The organism is Streptomyces luteoverticillatus, from assembly GCF_003970715.1.
In the GTDB taxonomy this organism is placed as follows: Bacteria; Actinomycetota; Actinomycetes; order Streptomycetales; family Streptomycetaceae; genus Streptomyces; species Streptomyces abikoensis.
In genome coordinates this window covers 6,048,177-6,072,011 of the sequence record NZ_CP034587.1, presented here as the reverse complement: position 1 = coordinate 6,072,011, position 23,835 = coordinate 6,048,177, and the positions used below count along the sequence as shown (strand labels likewise).

The 23,835-nt window shown below is 69.1% G+C and carries 26 protein-coding genes; 14 read left to right on the top strand and 12 right to left on the bottom strand.

The features are described 5' to 3' along the window. Positions 1 to 402: 402 nt before the first annotated feature. Positions 403 to 1,284, top strand: a complete 882-nt coding sequence (locus EKH77_RS27080) for an IS5 family transposase (protein WP_126916886.1) — start codon at positions 403 to 405, stop codon at positions 1,282 to 1,284. 406 nt (positions 1,285 to 1,690) lie between these two features. On the opposite strand, the gene EKH77_RS27075 is transcribed toward EKH77_RS27080, so the two are convergent. The 4 genes from EKH77_RS27075 to EKH77_RS33135 form a co-directional block, all read right to left on the bottom strand. Next, positions 1,691 to 2,059, bottom strand: coding sequence for a GntR family transcriptional regulator (locus EKH77_RS27075; protein ID WP_126916885.1), 369 nt, complete (start codon positions 2,057 to 2,059; stop codon positions 1,691 to 1,693). A gap of 50 nt (positions 2,060 to 2,109) precedes the next feature. Beyond that, positions 2,110 to 2,397, bottom strand: coding sequence for a hypothetical protein (locus EKH77_RS27070; RefSeq protein ID WP_126916884.1), 288 nt, complete (start codon positions 2,395 to 2,397; stop codon positions 2,110 to 2,112). Between the two features lie 305 nt (positions 2,398 to 2,702). Beyond that, positions 2,703 to 2,906, bottom strand: coding sequence for a hypothetical protein (locus tag EKH77_RS27065; protein ID WP_126916883.1), 204 nt, complete (start codon positions 2,904 to 2,906; stop codon positions 2,703 to 2,705). A 1,040-nt stretch (positions 2,907 to 3,946) separates the two neighbouring features. Further along, entirely contained in the window at positions 3,947 to 4,102 is a 156-nt protein-coding gene (locus EKH77_RS33135; RefSeq protein WP_164737869.1) for a hypothetical protein, read from the bottom strand. Between the two features lie 168 nt (positions 4,103 to 4,270). On the opposite strand from EKH77_RS33135, the gene EKH77_RS27060 reads away from it, so the two are divergent. Together EKH77_RS27060 and EKH77_RS27055 are read left to right on the top strand one after the other, a co-directional pair. Next, on the top strand, positions 4,271 to 4,579 hold the full coding sequence (locus tag EKH77_RS27060; protein ID WP_126916882.1) for a hypothetical protein: 309 nt from the start codon (positions 4,271 to 4,273) through the stop codon (positions 4,577 to 4,579). Beyond that, the gene (locus EKH77_RS27055; protein WP_126916881.1) at positions 4,572 to 6,971 is read left to right on the top strand and encodes a lanthionine synthetase LanC family protein; all 2,400 of its coding nucleotides are present in this window, start codon (positions 4,572 to 4,574) and stop codon (positions 6,969 to 6,971) included. Before EKH77_RS27060 ends, EKH77_RS27055 begins: the two co-directional genes overlap by 8 nt. 464 nt (positions 6,972 to 7,435) lie before the next feature. Here the strand turns inward: EKH77_RS27055 and EKH77_RS34430 are convergent, their stop codons facing one another. Next, positions 7,436 to 7,831, bottom strand: a complete 396-nt coding sequence (locus EKH77_RS34430) for an exonuclease domain-containing protein (protein ID WP_126916880.1) — start codon at positions 7,829 to 7,831, stop codon at positions 7,436 to 7,438. A 561-nt stretch (positions 7,832 to 8,392) separates the two neighbouring features. On the opposite strand from EKH77_RS34430, the gene EKH77_RS27040 reads away from it, so the two are divergent. Continuing rightward, positions 8,393 to 8,716, top strand: coding sequence for a hypothetical protein (locus EKH77_RS27040; protein WP_126916879.1), 324 nt, complete (start codon positions 8,393 to 8,395; stop codon positions 8,714 to 8,716). An 82-nt stretch (positions 8,717 to 8,798) separates the two neighbouring features. Here EKH77_RS27040 and EKH77_RS34025 read toward each other — a convergent pair whose 3' ends face one another. Continuing rightward, positions 8,799 to 9,128 (bottom strand): HNH endonuclease, encoded by a 330-nt coding sequence (locus tag EKH77_RS34025; RefSeq protein ID WP_240667554.1) that lies wholly within the window; start codon positions 9,126 to 9,128, stop codon positions 8,799 to 8,801. Between the two features lie 700 nt (positions 9,129 to 9,828). On the opposite strand from EKH77_RS34025, the gene EKH77_RS27030 reads away from it, so the two are divergent. Then, positions 9,829 to 10,020 (top strand): cold-shock protein, encoded by a 192-nt coding sequence (locus EKH77_RS27030; RefSeq protein ID WP_240667553.1) that lies wholly within the window; start codon positions 9,829 to 9,831, stop codon positions 10,018 to 10,020. 117 nt (positions 10,021 to 10,137) lie between these two features. Here EKH77_RS27030 and EKH77_RS33415 read toward each other — a convergent pair whose 3' ends face one another. Beyond that, positions 10,138 to 10,578: a hypothetical protein gene (locus tag EKH77_RS33415; protein ID WP_206279934.1), complete on the bottom strand. Its 441-nt coding sequence runs from the start codon at positions 10,576 to 10,578 to the stop codon at positions 10,138 to 10,140. Positions 10,579 to 10,687: 109 nt separating this feature from the next. Here EKH77_RS33415 and EKH77_RS33130 point away from each other — a divergent pair, with 109 nt between their 5' ends. Then, positions 10,688 to 11,326 carry an endonuclease domain-containing protein gene (locus tag EKH77_RS33130; RefSeq protein ID WP_240667552.1) on the top strand — a complete coding sequence of 213 codons (639 nt, stop codon included), beginning with the start codon at positions 10,688 to 10,690 and terminating at the stop codon, positions 11,324 to 11,326. Here the strand turns inward: EKH77_RS33130 and EKH77_RS27010 are convergent. Further along, on the bottom strand, positions 11,313 to 11,642 hold the full coding sequence (locus EKH77_RS27010; protein ID WP_126916877.1) for a hypothetical protein: 330 nt from the start codon (positions 11,640 to 11,642) through the stop codon (positions 11,313 to 11,315). The two genes, EKH77_RS33130 and EKH77_RS27010, sit on opposite strands and share 14 nt — an antisense overlap. 200 nt (positions 11,643 to 11,842) lie before the next feature. Further along, positions 11,843 to 12,733: a hypothetical protein gene (locus EKH77_RS27005; protein ID WP_126916876.1), complete on the bottom strand. Its 891-nt coding sequence runs from the start codon at positions 12,731 to 12,733 to the stop codon at positions 11,843 to 11,845. Between the two features lie 487 nt (positions 12,734 to 13,220). Between EKH77_RS27005 and EKH77_RS27000 the strand changes: the two genes are divergently transcribed. The 5 genes from EKH77_RS27000 to EKH77_RS26980 all read left to right on the top strand — a co-directional run bounded on the left by EKH77_RS27000 (position 13,221) and on the right by EKH77_RS26980 (position 18,735). Continuing rightward, the gene (locus EKH77_RS27000; protein ID WP_126916875.1) at positions 13,221 to 14,228 is read left to right on the top strand and encodes a terpene synthase family protein; all 1,008 of its coding nucleotides are present in this window, start codon (positions 13,221 to 13,223) and stop codon (positions 14,226 to 14,228) included. Between the two features lie 188 nt (positions 14,229 to 14,416). Beyond that, positions 14,417 to 14,734 (top strand): hypothetical protein, encoded by a 318-nt coding sequence (locus EKH77_RS26995; protein WP_126916874.1) that lies wholly within the window; start codon positions 14,417 to 14,419, stop codon positions 14,732 to 14,734. Positions 14,735 to 15,206: 472 nt separating this feature from the next. Next, a complete protein-coding gene (locus EKH77_RS26990; protein ID WP_126916873.1) occupies positions 15,207 to 17,156 on the top strand; it encodes a hypothetical protein in 1,950 nt (649 codons plus the stop codon). 835 nt (positions 17,157 to 17,991) lie between these two features. Then, the gene (locus tag EKH77_RS26985; protein WP_126916872.1) at positions 17,992 to 18,288 is read left to right on the top strand and encodes a hypothetical protein; all 297 of its coding nucleotides are present in this window, start codon (positions 17,992 to 17,994) and stop codon (positions 18,286 to 18,288) included. Positions 18,289 to 18,420: 132 nt separating this feature from the next. After that, entirely contained in the window at positions 18,421 to 18,735 is a 315-nt protein-coding gene (locus EKH77_RS26980) for a hypothetical protein (RefSeq protein WP_126916871.1), read from the top strand. 116 nt (positions 18,736 to 18,851) lie between these two features. Here EKH77_RS26980 and EKH77_RS33125 read toward each other — a convergent pair whose 3' ends face one another. Next, positions 18,852 to 19,028: a hypothetical protein gene (locus EKH77_RS33125; protein WP_164737867.1), complete on the bottom strand. Its 177-nt coding sequence runs from the start codon at positions 19,026 to 19,028 to the stop codon at positions 18,852 to 18,854. A 114-nt stretch (positions 19,029 to 19,142) separates the two neighbouring features. Between EKH77_RS33125 and EKH77_RS26975 the strand changes: the two genes are divergently transcribed. Then, complete coding sequence (locus EKH77_RS26975; RefSeq protein ID WP_126916870.1) at positions 19,143 to 20,432, top strand: transposase; 1,290 nt, start codon at positions 19,143 to 19,145, stop codon at positions 20,430 to 20,432. Positions 20,433 to 20,509: 77 nt separating this feature from the next. Here EKH77_RS26975 and EKH77_RS26970 read toward each other — a convergent pair whose 3' ends face one another. After that, on the bottom strand, positions 20,510 to 21,100 hold the full coding sequence (locus tag EKH77_RS26970; RefSeq protein ID WP_126916869.1) for an NADPH-dependent FMN reductase: 591 nt from the start codon (positions 21,098 to 21,100) through the stop codon (positions 20,510 to 20,512). Positions 21,101 to 21,141: 41 nt separating this feature from the next. Beyond that, positions 21,142 to 22,602, bottom strand: a complete 1,461-nt coding sequence (locus tag EKH77_RS26965) for an MFS transporter (RefSeq protein ID WP_126916868.1) — start codon at positions 22,600 to 22,602, stop codon at positions 21,142 to 21,144. A 132-nt stretch (positions 22,603 to 22,734) separates the two neighbouring features. Here EKH77_RS26965 and EKH77_RS26960 point away from each other — a divergent pair, with 132 nt between their 5' ends. Together EKH77_RS26960 and EKH77_RS26955 are read left to right on the top strand one after the other, a co-directional pair. Continuing rightward, a complete protein-coding gene (locus tag EKH77_RS26960) occupies positions 22,735 to 23,301 on the top strand; it encodes a MarR family winged helix-turn-helix transcriptional regulator (RefSeq protein ID WP_164737866.1) in 567 nt (188 codons plus the stop codon). Next, entirely contained in the window at positions 23,298 to 23,816 is a 519-nt protein-coding gene (locus EKH77_RS26955) for a GNAT family N-acetyltransferase (protein ID WP_126916866.1), read from the top strand. Before EKH77_RS26960 ends, EKH77_RS26955 begins: the two co-directional genes overlap by 4 nt. Positions 23,817 to 23,835: the final 19 nt, after the last annotated feature.

Here is a 23,835-nt window from a genome sequence, read left to right as displayed (position 1 = left end):
CCCTTCGCTACCCCGAGCGGACTGATGAACTCGATCCATTTGAGGTGCGCCGAGACCAGGTAACCCGAGCCGCCCGCGCCGAACGGTACCGCCGGCCAATCCGCTGATGACTGACTGGCAGGAACGGTGTCCCGGCAGTTCGGGTGGCGCGGTTGTTCGTCCACGGATGATGTTCATTGGGCGATCTCCTCGAGCGGGACGACCACCGAGAGATACACGCGGGTTCCGGTTCCGTCGCGCATCGGTCTGTAGGAGGCCGGCCCGCAGTGCCCTGCCTTTTGCATGGCCTCGGCGAGGCGCCGCACTGCCCGGTCCTCGCCCACGAGGCGGACCTGGACGGGCTGACTAGGTAGTGTCTGACGGGTTGTGTGACCGGAAGGCGTCCACGTCGTTCCGACCCTCGTGGGGCGTGGTGATCTGTCGGACGCGGAATGGGCTCGGCTGGAGCCGCACTTGCCGAAGAACGCCGGTCGGGGTGGACGATGGAAGAGTCACCGTAGGGTGATCAACGGCATTCTCTTCCGTCAGCGAACCGGTATCCCGTGGCGGGATCTGCCGCGGCGCTTCGGGAAGTGGAAAACGGTCTATGACAGGCACCGCCGGTGGTCGGCGGACGGAACCTGGGACAGGATCCTGCGGGCCGTCCAGGCCGACGCCGACGCAGAGGGCCGGATCGACTGGAGCATGGTCAGCGTGGACTCGACATCCTGCCGGGCTCACCAGCATGCCGCCGGTGCCCGTAACCGCCCACCACGCGTTCCGGGCCGAAGCGGCCGACCTGCCCAGCACCGGGACGACGAGGCCCTTGGCCGGTCCCGGGGCGGGCTGACCTGCAAGATCCACCTGGCCAGCGACGGCGGCCGACGTCCCCTCGCGTTTGTCATCACGCCGGGTCAGTGGGGAGACGCCCCGCAGCTGATCCCCGTGCTCGAACGTATCCGTGTCCCCCGCCCTGCGGGAGGGCATCCGCGCACGCGGCCCGACCGCGTCAGCGGCGACAAGGCGTACAGTTCCCGCCGCAACCGGCGCTACCTACGACGTCGCCAGATCAAGCACACCATCCCTGAACGCAAAGACCAGCAGGCCAACCGCCGGCGCCGAGGCAGCGCAGGCGGCCGGCCCACCGGCTTCGACAGGGCGATCTACAAGCGCCGCAACGAGGTGGAACGCACGATCCACGCACTCAAGGGCTTCCGCGCCGTTGCCTGCCGCTTCAACAAGCGCGCGTACATCTTTCACGGCACGGTCACCGTCGCCACGGTGCGCCTTTGGCTTCGGCCGTAGATCGCCGGACGTCTAGCTCTTCAGGATCCGGCGAACCTCCGAGATGTCCAGACCGGTGAACTTGGCTATGTCCTCGAGGTCCATGCCGCGCTCGTGCATGCCTTTCACCAGTTGAGTCTTGTCGTCAGCCATCTTGCCTCCAAGCAACGTGATCATGGTCGGCCTGGATCTTACGCGCGCTCGCACGCTGCTGCACCGCCTGTCCTGACATCCGCCCCTTGCTGCATCCCTGCTTGAGTGGCAATTCGGCCGGGTTGCTGAGAAGGCAAGCCAGCCACAACAAGTCGACAGGCCATCAGATTCTGAGACCCGTCGGACAGGCCCTAACGCCCGGCGTGCGAGGCGGCCGTCGGAGACGGGGTCCGCCAGGAGCCAGTTGCACCCGAACAGTGCTTCCTTCTCGGTCTCATCCCAGCTGGGCGCTGAGGGCCGCACCGGCGGTGGTGTGGAGGGCGGTCGGCTCGTCAAGAGGCTGCCGGGTGCTGCCGGGAAGCAGGGTGGACGCCTGGCCGTCGCTGGTCACCGTCCGGCTGACGACGGCCGTCGGCAGGGCGCGGGCGTAGCTGCTCTTGCCGCGCACACCTCGGAACAGCCTCCTGGATCGAAGGACGGTGAACGCGCTCCGCAGCGCGACGCGTGAGACCTCGTGGCGTTTGGCGAGCTCGGCTGCGGTGGGGAGCGGGAAGCCGGGCGGGAGCTCGCCCGCGGTGACGGCACTGGTGATCTCGGCGTCCACCCACTCGTACAGCGCGCCGGGCGCGTTCGCGCACGGCATGCGGCCCTCGCCCCTGGGGGGAGGGCCGCATGCCGACAGGGGTCGGGTGCTCAGGGGGCGAGGCCGCAGGCGTTGGCGGCGCGGTCCGCCCGGACCCCGGCGACCGGGCCCTGCACGGTGGTGCACAGCTGCTGGCCCGCCGGCACACCCAGGCTGCCCAGCAGGCAACCGACGCTGTTGAGGTCGTTGTTGCGGTTGGGTGAGGGGCTGGCGGCCAGGTACCCCGCACAGGCGGTGTTGTCGGCGTGGGCGGCCGGCGCGGCGATGACCGCCCCGCCCAGGATCAGAGCCGCAGCACCCACTGCGGCAGAGAGGCGGGAGCGGAGAGTCGAGTTCATGATGTTTCCTCACGAGTCGGTGAGCAGGAACGAAACATAGGACCGGAATATGATCTTCCAGCCACTCGGTTCTGTAACCACACCATGCGACGATCGGTTACGTCACCTTCGGGTGTCACTGTCGGCGCGTGCTGTGCGCACCCCGCGCGGGGCCGGCCGTCCCGCGCCCCCAGGTCTGTCGGCCAGTTCCAGGCAATGCCGGATGGCGGGCTACAGGGAACCACGGCCCACGTACACGCCAGGGTGTCCCGGAACACCGGGGCGGCCTGGACGCATGCCGCAGTTGCTGGGGTCGGCTGTTGGGGTCAGGAAACGTCGAAGTTCACCGAACGGAGGCGGACGTCGGCACTCTGGATCGCCCCGTGGGGCTTCAGCACGTGCTCTTCTCCGGTGCAGTTGGAGAGGTCGAAGACGTGGGCATACGCGTCGGTGCTGTTTTGCGGCTCATCGGCGTACGAGCGGTTGTCGTCCTGGGTCTGCGGGAGGGTGTGGCAGGGCGTGGTGCCCACGTTCTTCGGGTCGGTCAGGGCAAACCTTTTGTCGGCGTCACTCTTCGTGTCGTAAGCCCCGTAGGTGAACGTGCCGGGCGGCGTCCGATGTGCCGGGCAGCATGAGGACCAGAGCGAGGGCGGCCACGGCGACGGACGCGGCGCGACGGAGTTTCACGATGGCGGGATTCCTTCCGGAGAGTTGCTCGAGCACGAACTGGCGAGAGCCGGAGAGACGGACCGGCCCCTCTCGGGCACCCCGCAGGGCGTGCGGCACGGCATGCGGATCGACCGGACGGCGCCCGGTCGCTGCCGTCACGGCAGCACCAGTGAGAGCCTTCCGGCCGTGACGGGCACGGGAGCTGTTCAGCGACATCGGCCCTTCACACGGGGCCACGCACCACGGGTCTGCCCAGCCGTCCCAGCGGCTGATCCCAAGAACACCACGACCACGCGAACGAGCGAGCGCCCCCAGGCCGCTCCCACCACCCGGGATACCCCACGCTCCGACGCTCCACCACGAAAGCCCCTTGTGCAGCCCCTCGTTGTGGGCTCATAAGCCGTGTCTCTTCTGTTTTCCGCCGGTGAGAGCGCTGGGGGCGAGGCGGGTCGTCTCGTTGCCTTTCGGTTGGGCGTCGATGGACGGAGGAAGGAACGGCAGCGGGGTCTCGGCTGCACGGAAGGGCGCCGACCCGGCGGAAGCCCGCGTCCACGGCGCGGCCCCGCCACGCCAGTTGCCTGGCCGGCAACACCTCTTCCGCCGTCGGCGGGCTGGACCTGTCACAGGTCTTCGTGATCCCGGCGACGGGCGGGACCCGATGGGGTTCGCGCGGGGCAGCAAGGCGCTTGAGCATGCGCCCAGTTGGTCGCCGGGCGGGAGGCGGACCGTATCCGGAAGGTGAGGGACGGCCGTCGCCGCGGTGCCGCCTGGCTGTTCCGCGGGGGCATCATTGATCGCCAAAGGGCCCCTCATTCAGGTGATTTACGTAGACCGTCGGATTAGCCGGCTCTCTGCGGACGATGCTTACTTCCGTGTTCCCCGAGCGGCGCCCATGGCGGGGTCACTCGGTGGGAATGGGGTGCGCCCGCAGTGCGGGCGCCATGACCGTAAGGAAATCGCCATGGGGTTCCCGGAGTTCACGCCGCGCGACGCCGGCCCGCAGGATGTACAGGATGCGGCGGCCGAGCTCGCGTTCGCGCAGGACGATTCCCTGCACGCCGAGGACTACTGCCGCTCCACCTGTAACCGGGGTGGGACCCTCCTGTGCACCGGATCTACGTGGTAGTTCCTCCAGTGCCCGGGGTGCCACGGCGTTCGCCGGGCGTCGGCGCCCCGGCCCCCGCGTCGGGAACGTGATCCGTCGACGTCAGGATGTGCTCCCTCGATGACTTCCGCGCCGGGCGTGGTGACACGCGACGACTCCGTCGAGGACCTGGTGCGCGGAGCGGCCCGCGCGGCCGGGCGTCACGTGCGGGTCCGCCGGTGGCTCTATGTGCACCGTCCCGGTGCCGTCCTGCCCGATCAGGGGTGGAAGCTGCACGTGGCGGCGCGTCCCGTCACCTTGCGGGAGACCCTGGAGCGGGTGTTGCCCGTCTTGCTGCGGGCGGACTGCGACTTCAAGACCGTCCTGGACGAGGCGGATCTGGCCGCGTTGAACTCGGCCCGCAACATCAACCCCGGGTGCCGTGGGTAAAGCGGTCACGGTCTATCCGGACCAGGGGCGGCCGGAGACGGCCGTCGCGCTCGCCGGTGCTCTCGCGGACGCGCTGTCGGGACTGGCAGCCCCGGTGGTGCGCAGTGACCGCAGGGTACGGGCGGACGCACCGGTCCACTACCGCTACGGTCCGTTCCTGCCGCGTTATCGCTTCGACGACGACGGCCGGGCCGAACTGGTCGTGACCGGCCCCGAGGGGCATGAGTTCCCCGGGGCGGCGGGGCCGGTGTACCGGTGTCCGCCCTGGGTGACCGACCCGTTCACCACATCCTCGGCGGGTACCGCTGTGGCTTCCGGTGTTCTGCTGGGCGGCCGGTACCGTCCGGTCGCGGGCATCCAGCGGACCGCACGCGGCAACGTCTACCGGGCCGAGGACACCCGCACCGGTGCGCCGGTGGTCATCAAGGAGGCGTACGCCTGGGTCGACGAGAAGTCCGACGGCCATGACGTGCGCGGCCACCTGCGCAATGAGCGGCGGATCCTGGAGGTGCTCGACGGGATGCCCGGGGTTCCCCGGTTCGTCGACCACTTCCGCCACGGCGAGGACGAGTTCCTCGTGACCGGCGACCTCGGCGAGGAGACCCTGTCGGCCGATGTCGCCGCCCGCGGGCTGTACCTGGATCCGGGTGACACCCGGCCCCCGCTGGTCGCACGCGCCGACGGACGCACGCTGTCCGGGCTGGCCGAAGGGCTGCTGCGCCTGCTCGACCGGATCCACGCCCGTGGGGTGATCGTCCGAGACCTGGCCCCGAAGAACGTGGTGATCTCCCCCGACGGCGGTCTGCACCTGATCGACTTCGACCTCGCGCACCATGCCGGGGTGCAGTGCGCCGGCCACACACCCGGTTACGCCCCACCGGGCCAGCGCGACAATCCTCCGGCCCGTGCGGAGGACGACTACTACGCCCTCGGCGCGACGCTCTTCCACGCCGCGACCGGCCTGCAACCGGTCGTCGCCGACGATGGCGAACAGCCGTGCACCGCGGCCACCTTGGACTGCCTGACCGCCGTACACCCCGCCCTCACGAGCGGGGAAGCCAAGGGCGCCCTCGCGCTCATCCCGGGCCTGCTGTCCGAGGAGTCCGCCGCACGCGCCGAGGCCGCCGCCGCCCTGCGCGCCGGCCCACCACCGCGTACCGTCGCCCGGCGGTCCGCGCACGCCGCCCCCGCCCCGCCACCGGCTTGTACGGACGAACGCCTCACGGCGAGCGCCGAGCGGCTCCTGCACCGCCTGCACCGGCACGCCGCACGCCCCGCCGACGACACCGGGACACCTCTTCCCACCTGCGTCTACCGGGGAACCGCAGGCGTCGCGATGGAACTGCTCCAGCACCCCGACACCACCTCACGCCAAGGTGCGCTGCGCCTGGCCCGCCGGGCCGCCCGCCCCGGGCCCGCCGGAACACCGCCGCCCGGCTTGATGTTCGGCGGCACCGGCACCGCGGTGGTACTCGCCACCACCGCCACCCACCCCGGCGCGGCCGACGCCGAGGACCTCCTGCACGCGGCACACCGGCTCGCCCCGCCGGACCCTTCCCGACTCCCGTCCGCCGCCGACGCCCGCGACGACCACACCCACGGCCTGGCCGGTATCGGCACGGCACACCTGCTGCTCGCCACCCTCACCGGCGACGACCGGCACCTGGACGTCGCCGACGCCTGCGCCCGCCGCCTGCTCGACGCCGGTTGCCGACGAGCCGCCGACACCCCCGGCTCCGGAGCCAGCGCCCTCCACGGATTCGCCCACGGCACCGCCGGCCTCGTCGCCTTCGCACTCGCCCACCGCAGCGCGCTCGGCCCGGACCGTCGGACGGACCGGGCCCTGGAGGACTGGATCGCCCAACTCGCCCGCCAGACACGCCAGTCGATCGCCGACACCACCGGCCCGGGGGTGCGCCCCCTGGCCGGCTCCTGGTGTCAGGGCCTGTCCGGCATGGGAACCGCCCTCCTGCGCGCCGCCCACGACCTCGACCGGCCCGACTACGCCGATCTGGCGGAGCGGGCCGCCCGGGCCGCACTGCACGTCGCACCGCGGATGACGGCGGTCAACCAGTGCTGCGGACTGGCCGGCCTGGGCGAATTCCTCCTCGACCTCGCCCGGACCACCGGCCGGCCGGACCACTGGCGTGCCCGGGCACGGCACGTCGCCGCCCTCGTCCTCACCCGCAGCCCTGATCCCGGCCGCGAGCCCGCACTGTGCCACGACCCGAGGCCCGTGGACGACCCCTCCGCGGATCGGCGAACCGCCTGGGCGACCGGCGACGCCGGTGTCCTCGGCTTCCTCCGGCGACTGCGCGACGACGGGGACCGCCTGTGGACACCGGCAGCTTCGGCACGCGTGCCCCGCGTGTCGGGTCCTGGCACTGTCTGACGATCACGGTTCACGAGGCGAAGCCGGCTGTCGGCTGCGACCGCCGGTGACGAGGGCCGCTCGCGACTGGTGAGCGGAGTTTCCCGGCCGACCGGGATCGGAACCGAGACCACGCGGTGCCTGTTTTTGCAGGTCAGGGGGTTACGGCGGCCTCTGGACGCAGTGGTCATGACGCGCAGCCGGGGTCAGCTGCCCAGACGGCGCAAAAATTCGTCTTCGTCCAGGACTTCGATTTCCTGGCCGGTTTCCAGGAGGGTCTGGGCCTTCTTGGCCTTGCCGCTCAGGGCGTCGCCGGGCTTGAGCCCGGTCTGGGAGGCGGAGACGAGGACGCTCGGTTTTCCTGGTGACGTTCTTCTCCGGCTGGGCCCCGACCTCGGCGAGCTTGCGGAACGCCTCGTCGCGGGTCATGGATGTCAGCGTGCCGGTGATGCACACGGCCGCCCCGTACAGCTCGCCGTCCGGATTCACGCCGGGCAGCGGTGTGCGGGCCCTGGCGCTGCGGCCCTCGCGTCCGCGTCGGCATCGTGGTGGTTGTCGAGGACGATCCCGGCAGCATCAGTGCAGTACGGCAGACCGTACGAGAGCAGCTTCCATGTGCGGCGGGCAATGACCTGCGAGCACGTGTATCGCAGCTCGGGCCAGGGCAGGCCCTCAGCGGTGCAGGCGGCCCGTACGACACTCATGTCGAAGCCGGCGTTGTGTGCCACGAGGGGGAGACCGTCGGCAAACGCGAGGACCTCGCTCAGCGTGGCCTTCCAATCGGGTGCGCTGCCACCGCGTCCGACGTGATGTGGTGGACAGCGACGTTGAACGGGTTGAAGTGGCTCAGGTCGGCGGGCGGCTGGATCAGCGTGCCCCAGCCCTGGCCTGTACCGCCTCCCTGGAGGTCTTCCTCCCGTGGTGCCAGGTACACAAGAGCTGAAGGTTCAACAGGTCATGGTCATCACCAGGAATGATGTGATCGACGTCCGTCCCTGGCTCCGGGCAACGCTCACCCGTCACCAGGACGGCCGCACCGGTATCCGTCACGACGCAGCACAGCAGCACGCCGGGTTGCCCAGTCCGCGGGCAGGCGCTGCCGGCGGTCACTGCCAGTCCAGGCCAAGGGAAACCTCCTCACGACGCTCACCGCGCCCACCGGCCCGGGTCAGCTCAGGGCACCCGGGGGTCGAGCACGGGGGGGGCGGGGGCTACGGGGCAATGGGGGCGCCTCCTCCTCGCATGGGGTCCGTTGCAGGGGCGATGGACTCGCCTGGTCAAGGGTGCGCACGGGCACGGTGTGTGCCGATATGGCTATTGCGCGCCCCGTGACGCCACCGTGCGCCGGAACGATTCCGCGTACAGGTCCATGATGTGGGACATGTCTTCTTTCGGATGGTTGGCCGCCGGTCAACGCCCCGAGCTAAAGGAGCCCCTCTTTCATGCGCCTTCGCTACGCAATCGGCTCGGCCCTCGGCGCCCTCGCGCTGGTGGTCACCATTCCCACCTCTGCCAACGCGGCCACCGGTACGTTCACTTACTACCCCTATGGCAGCACAGAGGCTCTCCGCCTCACCGATCCGACCGACGAGGTGTGCCACAAGCTCGGAAGTGACGACGAGGCCGCCTACGAACACGGCAAGAACGGCACCGACCTGTGGGCCATCGTCTACACGGATGAAGGCTGCACCGGTGAGGAAATGACCCTGGGGTCGGGTAAGGAAACAATCAACGACTTTACCTTCCGCTCCGTCAGGTTCCAATGATTCGTCGGCGGCTGGAACGCGGGATCATTGCCGCCAACTGCCGCTCTGCCAGGGCGCGGGCGAGCCGAATCCGCGACCTCAGTCACCACCCCGGCCTGGACCGGCGGAGATATGAGAGCCCCCACCGAGTGGGGGCTCCTTCGCCTACCAGGGCGCGGACTCGAACCAGCCCTACCGCTACGCGCCGCCCTCCGACCCACTGGACACCCACCAGTGCAGCGCGCACGCCTGCACCGCACCCCTTCCGCCCTGTGCGAACCTGGTCAAGGCCCGGACGGGGCGGTATCTCTACGCGGCACCGCAGCACCGCAGCACCGCCGAACTCCATCGCCGACTTCAGCCCATGGCACTCGCGGCACAGCACCTGAACGTTCCCGCCCGTGTCGGTCCCGCCCAGCGCGAGGGGCCGCACATGGTCCGCGTCGACCAGGTCCGCGGAGAAGGTGTCCAGATACCGGTCACACCACGCGTGCCCCTCTCCTGGACGAGCCGGTGCAGCCGTGCAGCACCGTCATACCGGACCGCCCGCCGCCGGCCCTGAGCACACCGAGCACCAACAGCGGGCCGCCTCTCGAACACCCCGTAGTGCCTCTCACGGCGCCCCCGGCGCGTCGCGGGCTCCGTGCAATCGATACAGCGCATGTACACCCCCTGTGGTGAGACCTGATCAGCGATGTACGTTCGGCCCAAAAGGGCGGTCGGGGCGCCACGAGGACGCCAGCGTTACAGTCATTACGAATTCTGAACCGCGCACCGTAGCGCGGGAATTCTCCCTTCTCACCCCTAAAGCCTTAAAGCTTGCTCTCGTACAAGGGTCGCCTGGACTGCCGCCCAGGGAACAGCCACGGGCTGTGGGAGGAGAGCAGGGCATTTGCTCGATGAGGGCATCCGGCGGTTCGGGCAGGTGATGGGCCGACCGCCGAGATTAAGCAAAAGCAACGTGAGCCCAGGGCTATCGTCCGGAACACCGGACTGCTCGGGCCGGAGGGAAACCCGTTTCGATCACGGTACGGCCGTCCATGTCCACGGGCGTGGGCCCTTGCGACCGCGCAGGCAGTCGACACGGTGCTGGGCTTCCATGCGGGCGTGGGGGTGTTCGTCAGCGAGGCACCGTGAAGTGGTTCAACGAATCGAAGGGGATCGGGTTCATCACTCCCGAGGGCCAGGGCAAGGACCTCTTCGTCCACTCTTCCGCGATCAAGGTCGATGGGGTCAGTGCCCTGATGGAGGGCCAGCAGGTCCAGTTCGCGATCGACGAGCGGGGAGAGAAAGGCCCCAGCGCCATAGACGTCACCATCGTCTGACAGCCACTCAGGCGCTGACGCTGATCCCGCCTCCCTGGCACGGCATCTGAACCCATCGCACACAGTCCCTGACATGTGGGAGGGACCCGCGGGTTCCCTCCCACATGCCTTCAGGAATCAGCGGGCCCGTCGGTTTCGGACGAGGTCGGCGTGCAGCAGGGTCGGGGGGGTGGGCCGGGTCTGCAGACGGTGGTCGAGGAGGTCGGCGTGGCCGGCGAGGGCGGTGGTGTTGTCGGCGGTCAGCGCGACGTTGTGGCACTCCACCGGCCTGCACTCCGACGGCGCCGGGACCGCGCGGTGCCCGTCGGGTGCGGCGCGGGGCCGACACAGTGCCTTGTCGGGGTTGAAGACGCAGGTGACGTAGGTGCCGGGGTAGACCTCGGGGTCGTGACGGGCCAGGACGCGGCGCAGGCGGTGCGGGTCGGTGACGACGGAACCGGCGAAGCCGGTGCGGTGGTGGAAATCGGTGAGGCGGGCGGAGGCTTCGTCGGCGGCGGGGCCGCGCAGGATGTGCTGGTGGTCGGTGGTCAGGGCGAGGAGGTGTTGGCCGCGCTGCATGGCCTGTTCGGCTTCGACTTCGGCTCGGAAGCCGGAGTCGCTGGTGCCGGCTTCTGCCCCGCGCCTACATCGAGCTCCTGAACCGCTGGGCGCAGCGGGAGGAGGAAACTTGGTCGACCGGGCCCGGGTCTGCTCCTCCTGCGGCGTCCAGGGCCCGTACTGGGGCGGCTGGCGGACATCGACCAGCAAGGGCTACGTCACCAGGTGCCCGCCGTGCTCCGGAGCGGCTTTCCAGCCCTACACCGGTCACCTGCGCGGGGTGCGGTACGAGTCGGCCCGTCGGCGCGGCACACGGGCCGACGACTACCTGTGCTGCCAGGAGAGCCAGGCGTCGGCGTGGGATCACTGCCACGAGCACGGCCATGTTCGAGGGCCGCTCTGCGGCAGCTGCAACACCCGCGAAGGCAAGACCCCGCCGTACTACTTCCTCCAGGTCGAAGGCGCCGCACTGCACCTCCTGGAGTGCCTCGGCTGCCTCAAACAGCGGCCCCTTCCCCGTCGCTTCTACCTGGACGTGGTCCGTGCGCACCTGGAGCAGGCCGAGCGGCACGGGGGCTGTCATCGGCAGCCGTACGCCCGCGAGCTGGAACACACGCACGGTGTCCACCGGTTCCGGCTGGAGTGCAGCGGCTGGCACGCGACCGGTAAAAGGACGGCGGGCGAAACCGAAGCGGACCGCGCGGGCGGGAGAAGCTATCCATTTGCCCTCATCGGGACAAATCGTCAGTGTCTTCCTATACCTTCTTGATGCCTGAGATTGAGCCCTTGGCGAACCCGTAGGAGCCCCCGACGGGTGATCCGGCCACGATCCCAGGGGGACCGAGTAGCACTCCGAGCAGCGCCGGCGCCAGGGAGTACTTCGCCGTTTGGCCGAGGATTCCGGGAATCGTCCCTACGGCCGACTTCGCCAGTTGCTTCGTATCCTCTGAGCGAAGGCGGTCGATAAGCTTCGGTCCCTTTTCTGGGACGTCGTCGGGCGTGGGGGCAGCATGGGCCGTTGCGGCTGAGGCGAGAACGGCGCCGGTGAGGGCGAGGACCGTCAGAGCGCGTGCTGTCTTGGTCATACAAGACCAACGATCACATGGATGCGAAGTCACGTGACAGTCTCGGTGGCACGAGCCTCTCATAAACGGCCGTTTCTGAGAGCGTGCCACGTCGCTCCTGGCGTCCTCGGGTGCCGGGCGTGAGAGTTGCGGTACAGGAGTCAGGCCGCTGCCCGGCAGACGCGTGACGTCCGCCGGGCGCCCCCGGTACCGGTGAGGGCTTACCACCTCACCGGGTAGTCGATATCCACGACGACACCGCTGATGATCGAGCCGGCTTGCAGATTCAGCGTGCGCTCAGGCAAGGAGCCAGGCGAAGACAGGTCAACTGGCGATGCGACAAAGAAGTTGATGGATAGCGCGCTTGTCACGCTGCCGTCAATGCCTGAGGCTGACGGCCGGGAAAACCTGGCACCGTTCACGACCGGGAGCACTGCCGGAGCGTACTTCCCGCCGCTGACGACCAGCACAGGCTGCCCGTCCACGTAGTGCAGGCTGAGCGCGCCCAGGTCCTCGGGGTTGACCTGGTCGGCCGGGAGGAACGCGGGCGAAGGCAGATAGTCGACCACGCCGTCCAGCAGTCCCCGCGAGGCCCGGTCCGGCTGGTTCGCCGCGGAACTGGCCGTGTACGCCGCAACAGTGTTCCCCGACCCGTTAACGACCGTCAGCTCTACCGGAAGGACCCCCCTTCCTCCGCTGACGAGCACCTCGGGCCTCCCCTCCGCGTAACGCAGGCCGAGAGCGCTGACGTCCTCGGGCTTAGCGTCCGGTGCCGGAACCAGCTCCGTTGGGGCGCTCGTCGGGTCCGTGGCGGTGTCATCCTGCTGGACATCCCAAAACGCGAAATCGCTTCCGCTTGGGCTCGTGGCTTCCGTGGTGCCGACGCGAAGGTCGTACAGCGCAACGGCGTAGTTGTCCGGGTTGACCACCACCATCGCGGCCGGGATGAAGCTCCCGCCCCTAACGCTGACCACGGGTACACCGTCGCGGTACTCGATCACCGGCGTGCCGATGCGCTCGGGACCTACCTTGCCGACCCTGAGTCCCTGGCCGTCATAGAGGTACCGCTCACCGTCATTCAGCGAGTCGGTCCGGTCTACCTGCTCTGCCATGTCCAATGCCCCTCACCGGCCGACGCTCTGTCGGCCCGTAGGGACCTTCCCATGATCCTCCGTCAACAAGCCATCACCCTCTGCCGCATCGGAGGCGTCCTCTGGCCATACCCCAACGACGAGCCACTCAGACCAGCGGGCCGGCTCGGATCACGCGCTGCACTTCCGGGTGAGGACTCGCAGAAGCAAGAACTCCCCACAGAGCCTCTGCTGGATGACTATGAACCGTGACACCTCCGCCCATGGATCGATCCCTCCATCGGGGCTCGTGTACAAGATCAGCTGGGGTTCAAAGAGGGTCTCCAGAACGGCCGAGACGACCCAGGCGCCGACATGCACAAAGTGTGGTCAACGTCAGTGGAAACCGGCCACGATCTGGCCGACGGGCTGCTTCGTAACGCCGTGGAACCGGGAGACCGTGAAGCCCGTATCGGAATCCCGGTCATGGCTCTGTCCTGCTGTGGCCAGCTCGCTTCACGGAGGACGCGTGCCGCAGGACATCGAGTTCCGCCTGCCCTTCCCCAGCTCGGTCAGCCGGGATCTGGAGGGTGCGCGGCAGCGCAATCTGGCCTGGGTGCGGCGTATGGGGCTGGTCAGGGAGGGCCGCTCGCTTCAGTGGTTCGCGTCGTGGGACATGCCGCTCCTGGCCGCCTGCGGCTTCCCGTACGCGCAAGGGCCGGCCTTGGACCTGTGTGCGGACGCGATGGCGTTCTTCTTCGTGTTCGACGATCAGTTCGACGGCCCCCTCGGTCAGGACCCCGCCCGCGCCGCAGCCGTGAGCCAGCAGCTGATCGACATCGTGCACGGCACCGCCCCCGCGCCCGGGGCGGATGCGTGCTCGGTGGCGTTCGCTGACCTGTGGGCTCGCTGCACCGACGGCGCGCACCCGGGCTGGGTGGCCCGTACCGCGTTCGAGTGGGAGTACTACTTCGCCACCCAGGCCCATGAGGCTATCGGCCGGCTCCGGGGGGCACCAGCCGACATGGAAACCTATCTGCAGGTCAGACGGGGCATCGCCGGGACCGACCTGCCACTGTCCCTGGGCGAGCGGGCGGCTGGCGTCACCGTCCCCGCCAGCGCCCTTCACAGCCCGCAGTTGAGGATCATGCGCCAGGCCGCCATCGACGTCACCTTCATGTGCAACGACGTCTACTCCCTGGAGAAGGAGGAAGCCCGCGGCGACATGGACAACCTCGTCCTCGTCCTCGAACACGCCCAGACGTGCACCCGCGACGAAGCCGTCACGGCCGCCCGCAGCGAAGTCGACCAACGTGTCGAGCGGTTTCGGGAACAGGTCCGCCAGGTCCCGGCCATGTGCCTGCAACTCGGCCTCACCGGCCCGCAGCGAGAGGCTGTGACCACATATGTCGAGGTCATGGGGTTCTGGATGACCGGCTACCACGCCTGGCAGACCCAGACCCGCCGCTACACCAGCGCGCTCCGGATCCTCCCTCACGCCGGGCCCGGCTACTTCGACGAGGTCCTGGGAGCGTAGATCCGCCTCGACGGACCAGCGCCTCCGCACCGCTCCTTCCCGGCCCTCGGACCCCTGCACCGGCGCCTGAGGTGCACCGCGAGCATGGGGTATCAGCCGCTGGACCGAAACCCGTAGTTGTCCAGTGACAGCGCGTCATGTCACGCTCTGGCCAGGTCGGCAGCGAGCCGATCAGCAAGGAGAACGACATGTCCGAGACCAACCCCGCGGCCAAGGGCCCGGCACCGGTCCAGCTGACGACCGGCACACCCGAAGTGGCCCCGACCCCGGAATCCGAGGTGAAGCCCGAGGAGGTGGCCGCGCTCACGCTGGAATTCCGGGATGGCGTGCCCGTCCTCATCGCCGACGGCGGGAGCCGCATCCCGGCCCACATCGAAGTCCTCGACGGCGAAGGAAACCCGGCAGCCGCCTACACCGCCGGCACCACGACGCCCACCACCACACGCCTGTACCACGTACTCGACGGCTACTACCTCCACCAGAACGACGACGACCCCGACTCGTGAATCCCGCCGCGCCCCCATGAATCGCACATGACGGCCCAGTGCACCTGGGCCGTCTCCTTGATCAATTTCAGGGCTGCATCCTGTTACCGCCACTACTCACACCCGGGTGCGTCCAGATCCGGCGGCAGAGGAGCACGGCGCGACGGTTCAGCCACGGCTTCCGTCCAGTTCAACGGAGTCAGCGGGAGGACGGCGTGCGGGCCGCCCCTGGCCTTCCCGGCACGACGGGCACAGCGGATTCTCCAGGGAGCGGAGTGTCGCAGTAACCCGAGTGTGCCCCCCTTGGCGCAGGTCAGCACTGGCTCGAGTGACCGCAGCGCACGCAACAGCTGTTGCATCACGGGAAAAGGGATGCGGGCAGTCGAAACTGTCCGTAAAAGGTCTGTTGCGCACAGTGCGCCATTTAGGAGGGTCGGCGGGCGTACTTCAGCCCTTACGCGGGCTGGGGGCGCTCACGCCGAAAGGGTGTTCTGTGGCATCTGTCTTCCTGTCCCAGAGTGAGCGTATCGAGCGGCTGCGTGCCCAGTTGCAGGGCCGGCCTGCGACTGAACAGGCGCGGCGGCTGGCCGCGGCGCCGCGGGATACGAGCCTGCTGTATGGGGTACTGCTGCGCGGCGCGGCCCGGCTGGATGCGGGCATGGAGCTGACGGACCTGGAGGCGCGGCTGCTGGTGCCGCTGGGGCACTTGCTCAGTGAGGAGGAGATCCGCGAGGCGGGGCGGGTTTTCGCGGAGGAGAGTTCGGTGCGCCACGCGCCCGAGCTGTTCCCCCAGACGCTGGCGGCGCGTCCGCTGGACGAGGGGTACTCCGTCACGGACCTGATCAAGGACCTCCCGCAGATGGAGGACGTCTCCGCGCAGGCCAACGTCAACGTGGTCGACATCGGTGCGGGCGAGGGGGACGAGTGCCTGGCCGGTGAGGAGTTCGGCCGGGTGGTGGAGGAAGCCGGGTACGGGCTCACCCTCGTGACTTCCTCCGCTCCGGCCGAGCAGCCGACCGCGGCCCTGCACGCCCGGATCCTGCTGGACAGGTTCCACTGCGTGGACGCCACCAACGGAGAGTCGGGCAAGGACGAGATCTACTGGGCGCTGAGCTCCGGTTCCGACGGCGGCGGCAAGCGTGCCCACCGGACCGGTGAGTACGGAGCCATCAACACCGGCGACTGGGCCACCTTCCGCACCGAGGACAAGACCCTCTTCGACGGGTCCATCAACAACTCCGTGGCCTGTCACATCGCCTGCTGGGAAGCCGACGACAGCACCAGCGGCTTCTACGACGAGATGGGGCGCAAGCTGCGCATCATCTCCGACGAGCTGGCGAAGTTCTCCAATCTGATCGGGGACCTTCCGGCCGGCCAGTGGGAGAACATGGCTGAGTGGATCATGCTCGGCTCGATGATCGTGCGGCTCATCGAAGAACTGATCGCCTGGCTGCGCAACGACGACGACTTCATCCAGGAACACACCATCGTCTTCGACCGCGCCGCCATCGCAGTCCTGGCCACGCAGCCGGACAAGACCCGTTCCCTCGACTTCGTCGGCGACGGTGGCGTCTTCCGGCTGTACATGAAGTGGGCGGGCCCCAACCCCAAGCACACCGTCGCCCTCTTCTCCGGCGGCAGGGGCACATGGCTGCCGCCGGTCCAGGCGTGGCCCGGGAGTGCGACCCCGTCCGCACCGGCACTGGCCGTCCACGACTCCAAGCTGTACTGCGCGGTGCGCGGCTTTGACGACCAGATCTGGGTCAGCCGACGGGACGGCACCACGTGGACCCGATTCGCAGCAGTCTCCGGACACGGGACGCATCACGCTCCGGCCCTGGCCTCCTTCAACGGCAGGCTCTACCTCGCCCATACCGGGCGGGACGGCAGCTCCTACGTCACCACCTCCACCAACGGTGCTGACTGGTCCGCCCCCGTACGCGTGGCGACCGCAGGAAGCACCGCCCCCACCCTGGCTGTCCGCAACGGCGCCCTGGTCTACGCCTTCGGCCACGGCTTGCAGATCTACTTCACCTACTCCTCCAACGGCACCTCCTGGCAGCCCCTCGCAGCCGTGCCGGGCCTGGGCGTGTTCGCCGGCCTCCACGCACCGGCCTTGGCCACCCTCCAGAACAAACTGCACCTGGCCTACCGCGACCCGTTCGGCGGCAACATTCAGACCACCGTGCACAACGGCACAAGCTGGAGCGCACCGACCCGCCTGGCCGGGACGACCCCGGACGGCCCCGCACTCGCCGTCCGCGGAAGCAACCTCTACTGCGCGATCCGCGGCCATGACAGCAACATCTGGTTCGCCGGGTTCGACGGCGCCGGGTGGGGCGGCTTCCAGAAAACCCCCACCGTGATCACCCTCACGGCACCTGCGATCGCCGCACCCAACACCGACGACCTCTACTTCGCCTACGGCTCCGCCGACTTCTGATCATCGCCGTGGGTGCCGTCATCGCCAACTGGCGACGACGGCACCCACGGTTCACCAGCTTGGGGCCGAGGCGGCCGGCCGTCGTCGCAGTCCATCTCGACCATCACCGGGCGTGAGCGCCGGTCCTCTCCGAAGGCAGGCCCACCCGCCGATCGGTGGAAGCCACACGGGCAGGACACCCGTTCAGCCGCTCTGTCCTGTGCCGGCAAACCGAAAGCGTGGGCCCCGCAAGCTGTGGATCCCGGGGCCCACGCTCAGCTGACCCGCGCCTCGGGCACCCAGGATGCCCCGCAGCCACACCCCTGCCCAGACGGCTCGCCGTACAGCTGGATCAGCCCGTGACCGGCCCCAAGACCGTGATCACCGGCTTAGTGCCCGACTCTGTCGGTGATCTTGAGAATGGCGATGTGGCGAGCGTGATCGCACCCATCCAAGCTCTGCCCACGGCGCGAGGAACTTCCTGTTCAGCGGCCTGATGGTCTGTCTGGCAGGACCTGGGCTCCCCCGGCCGCGACGTTCCCGTGAACGGAACTGTGGAGGCTGTTGTGGCCTGAGTGCCTGATTTCGATGGTCAGGGCGAGCGTCGTAACGTTCGGCGGGGTGGGTCGACGCCATCAACCCGCTGCCGCTGGTGCCGGTCTCCCATGAGTGATCGCGTGGAATCTGGGGGATTTTCCCCGCCAGGTCACTTGTCATGCACATCGCGGACTCTGCCCCTCGAAATGGTGACGTAGTCACATTTCCCGAGCAATGACCCCTTGATGGGGCTAGGGTCCCTGCCCTGTCGCCCCTTCGATGGGGCTGGCTTCGGAGCTAGAAGGTGAGGAGGCCAGTAATGCCTGACACTGCCATTGCTCCCTACGCTCAGGCCGCAGCCGTGGTGACCGCGGGCGGCGCCGTGGTGCGCTCGCAGGGGGTAGTCGGGGTAACCCATCCTTCCCCCGGTTTCTACGTGATCGAGGTCGACGCCAGTATCGAGGTGGACAAATCCGTTCCGATCGCCGTCCTGTGGCACACGCGGTACGGCGGCATCTGCATCAACCGCATCGTGGGCCAGACCATCCACGTGAGCACCTGCAACCTGCCCGATTACGCGGACCACGACTACGCCTTCCACCTCATCGTGCCCTGACGTCTCACTGGTGAGGTGCATGACGCACCACGCCCCCACCTCAGGACAGCGCGGCGGCACAGCTGGTCGTCGTGCCGTTCCGCAATTCCCTAGCAGCCGTTGGCTGCCCGCCCCAACAGGCAGGAGTCCGGTATGCCCAACCCCATCATCGCTCCCTACGCCCGCGCGGCCGCCCTGGTGGACCGGGACGGCACCCTCGTGCGCGCGAAGAACGTCACCGCCGACGTCCAGAAGACCGACGTCGGGGTGTACCGCGTAACCGTCGGCGAGAACATCGACACCACCAGCGCCGCGTGCCAGGCGACTGTGGCCGGCGGCAGTGGGGCCATCTGGGGCGCGGAGATCCATGTCCGCACCGATCCCTCCAACAACGACCACATCGTGACGGTCTTCACCGGCCGCAACGGCGCCCCATTCGACCAGCCTTTCCACCTCGCTGTTCTGTAGCCCTGTGGCTGGCGCCTCCAATCTGCTAAGCAGGTTGGAGGCCCGCATTGCTGCTGCACCAGACAGCTCGAGGAATGCGGGATCGTCGTCGTGACGACGATGAGATGGATGTTTGGTCAGGCAGCAGCCGGCATCGAGGCGAAGCCAGCTGGCTGCGGGGTCGTCTTCCGGGCCGGCTTGCGGGTCAGGCGGCGGGTCATCAGCGTGATGGACGCCCAGGTGATGAGCGACTCGCTGACCTGCGGCAGCCTCGGGCACTGAGGGATGAAGTCGCCGGGTGTGGTCCAGCGCATGCCCGGATGGCTAGCGCGGGTGGGTCGTCCTTGTGCCCGGTTTGACGAGATCCGCCCTTCGCGTCTGACGGGAGCGGGACAGTGGGCGGGTCCGCTGCACCGGAGGTGACCGAGATGTGCGTCCGCACCCGCCCTGGCTCGACAGTCCCGGAACTGACCGTACGAGTTGCCCGTGCCAGCAACCCCGCTGGCACCACCGCTATGTGCATCCGCGACCAGCTGGACGGGCTGTGGAGCGACGACGATTTCGCCGAGTGGTACCCGCGGGACGGCCGGCCCGGCCTGTCGCCGGCTCAGCTGGCCACGGTGTGTGTCCTGCAGTTCCTCATGGAACTGTCCGACCGCCAGGCCGCTGAGGCTGTGCGCTGCCGCATCGACTTCAAGTACGCACTCGCCATGGATCTCGACGATCCCGGCTTCCATCACAGTGTCCTGACGGACTTTCGCGCCCGTCTGGCCGAGGAGGGCCGGGCCGACAGGCTGCTGGATCTGGCTCTGGAACGGATCAAGGCTGCCGGGCTGGTCAAGGAGCGCCGGCGGCAGCGCACCGACTCCACCCACATCCTGGCCGCCGTCCGGGACCTGACCCGGATCGAGCTGGTCACCGAGGCGATGCGCGCGGCCCTGGAGGAACTCGCCCGCCGTGCCCCGCAGGAACTGGTGGGCCTGGTCACCGACGAGTGGGGGCAGCGATACGGACGCGCCGCCCGCCTCGGCAAGAACCCCACCCATCCCAAGACGCGCATCAAGTACCTCGGTGAGGACACCTATCTGCTCCTGCGCTACGTGCGTACCTACCTGCGCGGGCTGTGGGACGGCCCGCAGATCCAGGCGTTGCGCCAGGTCTTCCTGCAGAACTACTTCATCGACAGCCGGGAGCGCGTCCGGTGGCGGGAGCCTGATGAGACCGGACGGCCGCCGTCGGCCACCGCCGTCGTGTCGCCCTATGACCTCACCGCGCGATATGCGCGCCGCGGTGGCACCCGGTGGAGGGGGTTCCTGGCGCATGTGACCGAGAGCTGCGATGACGGCGCCGTCAACATCATCACGGACGTCACCACCACCCCGGCCCCGGTCTACGACACCCGGAGCCTTCCGGTGATCCACGCCCGTCTGGAACGCCGGAACCTCCTGCCGGCCGAGCACCTGGTCGACGGCGGCTACACCTCCGTGGCACTACGCGACCGCGCAGCCCGCGAGCACCAGATCCACCTGGTCGGGCCGGTCAGGAAGAAGACCACCCGCAAGTCCCGCAAGGGCAACGTGATCGACAACAACGACCCTCGAAGGCTCCGACGCTCAATCACCCCAGGTCAAAGCCCTAACCAGACCGGAGAACCCTTAGCGCACGATCCGACACGGATGTTCCTCAGACCCCAGTCCGAGGCGGAGAGGGATGGATGACGGCCTCAGGTGTTGAACACAGAAATCCCCGCGACAGGCCGTCGCGGGGAAGGTACCGCTGGGTTGAACCGTGACGGCTAACCCTGGTACGGGTGGGTAGTGCGGGCGTTGCGGAGGGCGGTGCCCCACCAGGCGAGTTGGTCGAGTTGTTCCTCGGCTGCGGTGTCGCTGGCGGTGTCGTGGGGGCGGCCGGTGTCGTCGAAGCAGGTCAGGGCGTTGTGGAGGCTGACGCTGTTGCGGACGGTGTGGGCGTGGAGTTCGCCGAAGATCTGGCGGAGGTGTTCGGCGGCGCGCAGGCCGCCGGAGATGCCTCCGTAGGAGACGACGGCGACGGGCTTGGCCCGCCAGGCGGTGGGGACGAGGTCGAGGGCGTGCTTGAGGGCGGCGGGGATGCTGCGGTTGTACTCACCAGTCACGACGACGAACGCGTCGGCGTTCTGTATGCGTTCGTTGAACGCGACCACCCGGGGGTCGGCGGCGGTGAAGTCGATGACCGCGGGCAGTTCGGTGGCGGCCAGGTCGATCAGGTCCAGGTCCATGTCGGGGCGGGTGCGGGCGATGGCCGTGTACCAGTCGGTGACGGTGGGGGCGAAGCGGCCCACCCGGGTGCTTGCGGTGATCACCGCGACGCGCAGCGGCTGGACGGCGGCCGGCTGAGGGACAGACATGAGAACTCCTGCTGGCGGTCGGTACGGGGTGGAAGGCAAGGTCAGCGGGTGGGCTGGGGGGTGCGCGCCGGGGTCTCGGCGGGTGCGGGTCGGTGGTTGATGAGGAGGGCTGCGACGAGCGCGGCCGCGGTGAGGATGGCGGTGCCGGCCCAGGTGGCGGTGGCGAAGCCGTGCACGGTCCCCGCGGTGCGGGCTTCTGCGTGTGCGCTGAGGTAGGTGGCGGTGGAGGTGGTGGCGATGGTGTTGAGGAGGGCGGTGCCGATCGCGCCGCCGACCTGCTGGCTGGTGTTGACCATGGCCGAGGCGATGCCGGCGTCCTGGGGCTGGACGCCCGCGGTGGCGAGGCCGAAGACGGTGGTGAACACGGTTCCCAGGCCCAGGCCGAGCAGGAGCATGCCGGGCAGGACCACGGCCGCGTACGAGGTGTGCGGGGTGATCTGGGCGAGCACGACCAGCCCTGCGGCGGCCACCAGGAGGGCGGGCGGCATCAGCGCGCGGGCGGGCAGGCGGGGGGCGAGGCGGGCGCCGATCTGCGTGGAGCCGGTCATCATCGCCACTGACATGGGCAGGAACGCGAGCCCGGTCTGCAACGGGGTGAAGCCCTTGACGGTCTGGAGGTAGAACGTGATGAACAGGAACATCGCGAACATGCCCGCCACCGACAGCAGCAGTGCCAGGTAGGCGCCGCCCCGGTTGCGGTCCAGGACCACCCGTAGGGGCAGCAGCGGGGCCTTCACCTTGCGCTGCACCACCACGAACGCGGTCAGCAGTACGAGGGCGAGGGCGAAGAGGAGGAGGGCGGCGGGGGCTGTCCAGCCGCTCTGTTCGGCCTGGGTGAAGCCGAAGACCAGGGCCACGAGTCCGCCGGTGGCCAGGATCGCGCCGGGGAGGTCGAGGCGGGCGGCGCGGGCTGCGGTGCTGGGCTTGTCGGTGATGTAGGCGAGCGCGCCGGCCACCGCGAGGGCGGCGAAGGCGATGTTGATGAGCAGGGTCCAGCGCCAGCCCCAGTACTCGGTGAGCACCCCGCCGAGGAGGAGGCCGATCGCGCTGCCGCTGCCGGCCATCGCGCCCATGATCCCGAACGCCTTGGCCCGCTCCTTGGTCGCGGTGAAGGTCACCGCGATCAAGGACAGCACCGCCGGGGCCAGCAGGGCGGCGAAGACGCCCTGGAGAGCGCGGGCGGCCAGGAGCATGCCGGTGTTGGCCGCGAGACCGCCCAGGGCGGAGGCGGCGGCGAAGCCGGTGGCGGCGGTGACGAAGGTGGGCTTGCGCCCCCACCGGTCCCCGATGCGCCCGCCCAGCAGCAGGAGCCCGCCGAAGGTGAGCGCGTATGCGGTGATCGTCCACTGCCTGCCGCTATCGGCGAAGCCGAGGTCCCGCTGTGCGGAGGGCAGCGCGATGTTCATGATCGTGCTGTCCAGCACGATCATCAGCTGCGCCAGGCAGATGAATACCAGCGCCTTCCAGCGCCGCGGATCTGCCTGCGCCTCGGTTCCGGTCATGACCAGTCGTCCTTCCCTGCACGAATTACTTCGATGGTGGAAGTAACCGTAAATTACTTCCACCATCGAAGCAAATGGCGGGTAGAGTGGCCTGACCAGCCCCGTTCACCCCATCCCGTTGAAGGAGGACCGGTGCCCGACCCGTCACCGTCCGAGACCCCCACCGCCGCCACGACCCCGCCGGGCGTCACCGGGCGGCCGACGCCGCAGCAGGACGGCTGGCTGATGGACCGGCTGCGCACCCACGACGCCGACTGGGAAGACCTGCGCCGCCACCACGCCGACTGGATGGGCCTGCACCCCTCCGACGCCACCGCCCTCTACGAGATCGCCGCACACGACCGCCGCGACCAGCCGCTCACCGCCACCCGCCTCAGCGAACGCCTGCGCCTGTCCCCGTCCGCGACCTCCGCCCTCATCAACCGGCTGGAGAAGAGCGGCCACATCCGCCGCACCCGCGAACACGAGGACCAGCGCGTGACCACCCTGCGGGCCAGCGACGCCGCCAAGCGCCGCTCAGAGGACTACTTCGGGCCGGTCACCACCGTGCTCCAGGAGATGACCGACACCTACCCGCCCGAACTCCTCGACCAGTTCGACGCCTTTCTCGACCACCTGCACACCACCCTGCGCACCCGGCTGGCCCCTCAGCCCGGCGCCTCGCCCGCCACCCCTCCGCACCCCACGGAGGCACCATGAGCCCCGCCCCCACCACGAAGACCGTCACCTACCTCAAGATGACGAACCCGGGGCAGCTGGCCCCCGCTCCCGCCGTGCCGGGACTGGCCCTGCGCCGCCTGGATGCCGCTTCCCCGCTGATCCGCAGCGTCCAGGCCGAGGTCGGTGCGGCATACGGCTGGCGGGCCTCCACCCGCACCCCCCAGCAGTGGGACGAACACCTGGCGTCCCGGCCCCTGCGCCAGCACTGGCTGATCACCCTGAACGACGAACCCGCCGGCGTCGCCTACCTCGAACCCCACCCCGGCGGCGACGTAGAAATCACCGCGTTCGGCCTCCTGCCCGCCCACCTCGGCAAGGGCCTGGGCGGCTACGCACTGACCCTCGCCCTCCAACAGGCATGGGCCACCCCGTCCCCCGGCGCCGCACGGGTGAGCCGGGTATGGCTCCGCACAAACACCAACGACCACCCCCACGCCCTCGGCAACTACCAAAAACGCGGCCTGCGCCCCTACCGGACCGAAACCAGCAGCTAGTAGGACTTCGTTAGGTCTG

What these genes read in the sequence shown, in the direction of transcription:
- EKH77_RS27075 (WP_126916885.1), bottom strand. Translation starts at nt 2,059, where the DNA reads ATGCCGTGCGCGAACGCGCCCGGCGCGCTGTACGAGTGGGTGGACGCC.
- EKH77_RS27070 (WP_126916884.1), bottom strand. Translation starts at nt 2,397, where the DNA reads ATGAACTCGACTCTCCGCTCCCGCCTCTCTGCCGCAGTGGGTGCTGCG.
- EKH77_RS27060 (WP_126916882.1), top strand. Translation starts at nt 4,271, where the DNA reads ATGACTTCCGCGCCGGGCGTGGTGACACGCGACGACTCCGTCGAGGAC.
- EKH77_RS27040 (WP_126916879.1), top strand. Translation starts at nt 8,393, where the DNA reads ATGCGCCTTCGCTACGCAATCGGCTCGGCCCTCGGCGCCCTCGCGCTG.
- EKH77_RS33415 (WP_206279934.1), bottom strand. Translation starts at nt 10,578, where the DNA reads ATGCAGCGCGGCCAACACCTCCTCGCCCTGACCACCGACCACCAGCAC.
- EKH77_RS27010 (WP_126916877.1), bottom strand. Translation starts at nt 11,642, where the DNA reads ATGACCAAGACAGCACGCGCTCTGACGGTCCTCGCCCTCACCGGCGCC.
- EKH77_RS27005 (WP_126916876.1), bottom strand. Translation starts at nt 12,733, where the DNA reads ATGGCAGAGCAGGTAGACCGGACCGACTCGCTGAATGACGGTGAGCGG.
- EKH77_RS26995 (WP_126916874.1), top strand. Translation starts at nt 14,417, where the DNA reads ATGTCCGAGACCAACCCCGCGGCCAAGGGCCCGGCACCGGTCCAGCTG.
- EKH77_RS26985 (WP_126916872.1), top strand. Translation starts at nt 17,992, where the DNA reads ATGCCTGACACTGCCATTGCTCCCTACGCTCAGGCCGCAGCCGTGGTG.
- EKH77_RS26980 (WP_126916871.1), top strand. Translation starts at nt 18,421, where the DNA reads ATGCCCAACCCCATCATCGCTCCCTACGCCCGCGCGGCCGCCCTGGTG.
- EKH77_RS33125 (WP_164737867.1), bottom strand. Translation starts at nt 19,028, where the DNA reads ATGCGCTGGACCACACCCGGCGACTTCATCCCTCAGTGCCCGAGGCTG.
- EKH77_RS26975 (WP_126916870.1), top strand. Translation starts at nt 19,143, where the DNA reads ATGTGCGTCCGCACCCGCCCTGGCTCGACAGTCCCGGAACTGACCGTA.
- EKH77_RS26970 (WP_126916869.1), bottom strand. Translation starts at nt 21,100, where the DNA reads ATGTCTGTCCCTCAGCCGGCCGCCGTCCAGCCGCTGCGCGTCGCGGTG.
- EKH77_RS26965 (WP_126916868.1), bottom strand. Translation starts at nt 22,602, where the DNA reads ATGACCGGAACCGAGGCGCAGGCAGATCCGCGGCGCTGGAAGGCGCTG.
- EKH77_RS26955 (WP_126916866.1), top strand. Translation starts at nt 23,298, where the DNA reads ATGAGCCCCGCCCCCACCACGAAGACCGTCACCTACCTCAAGATGACG.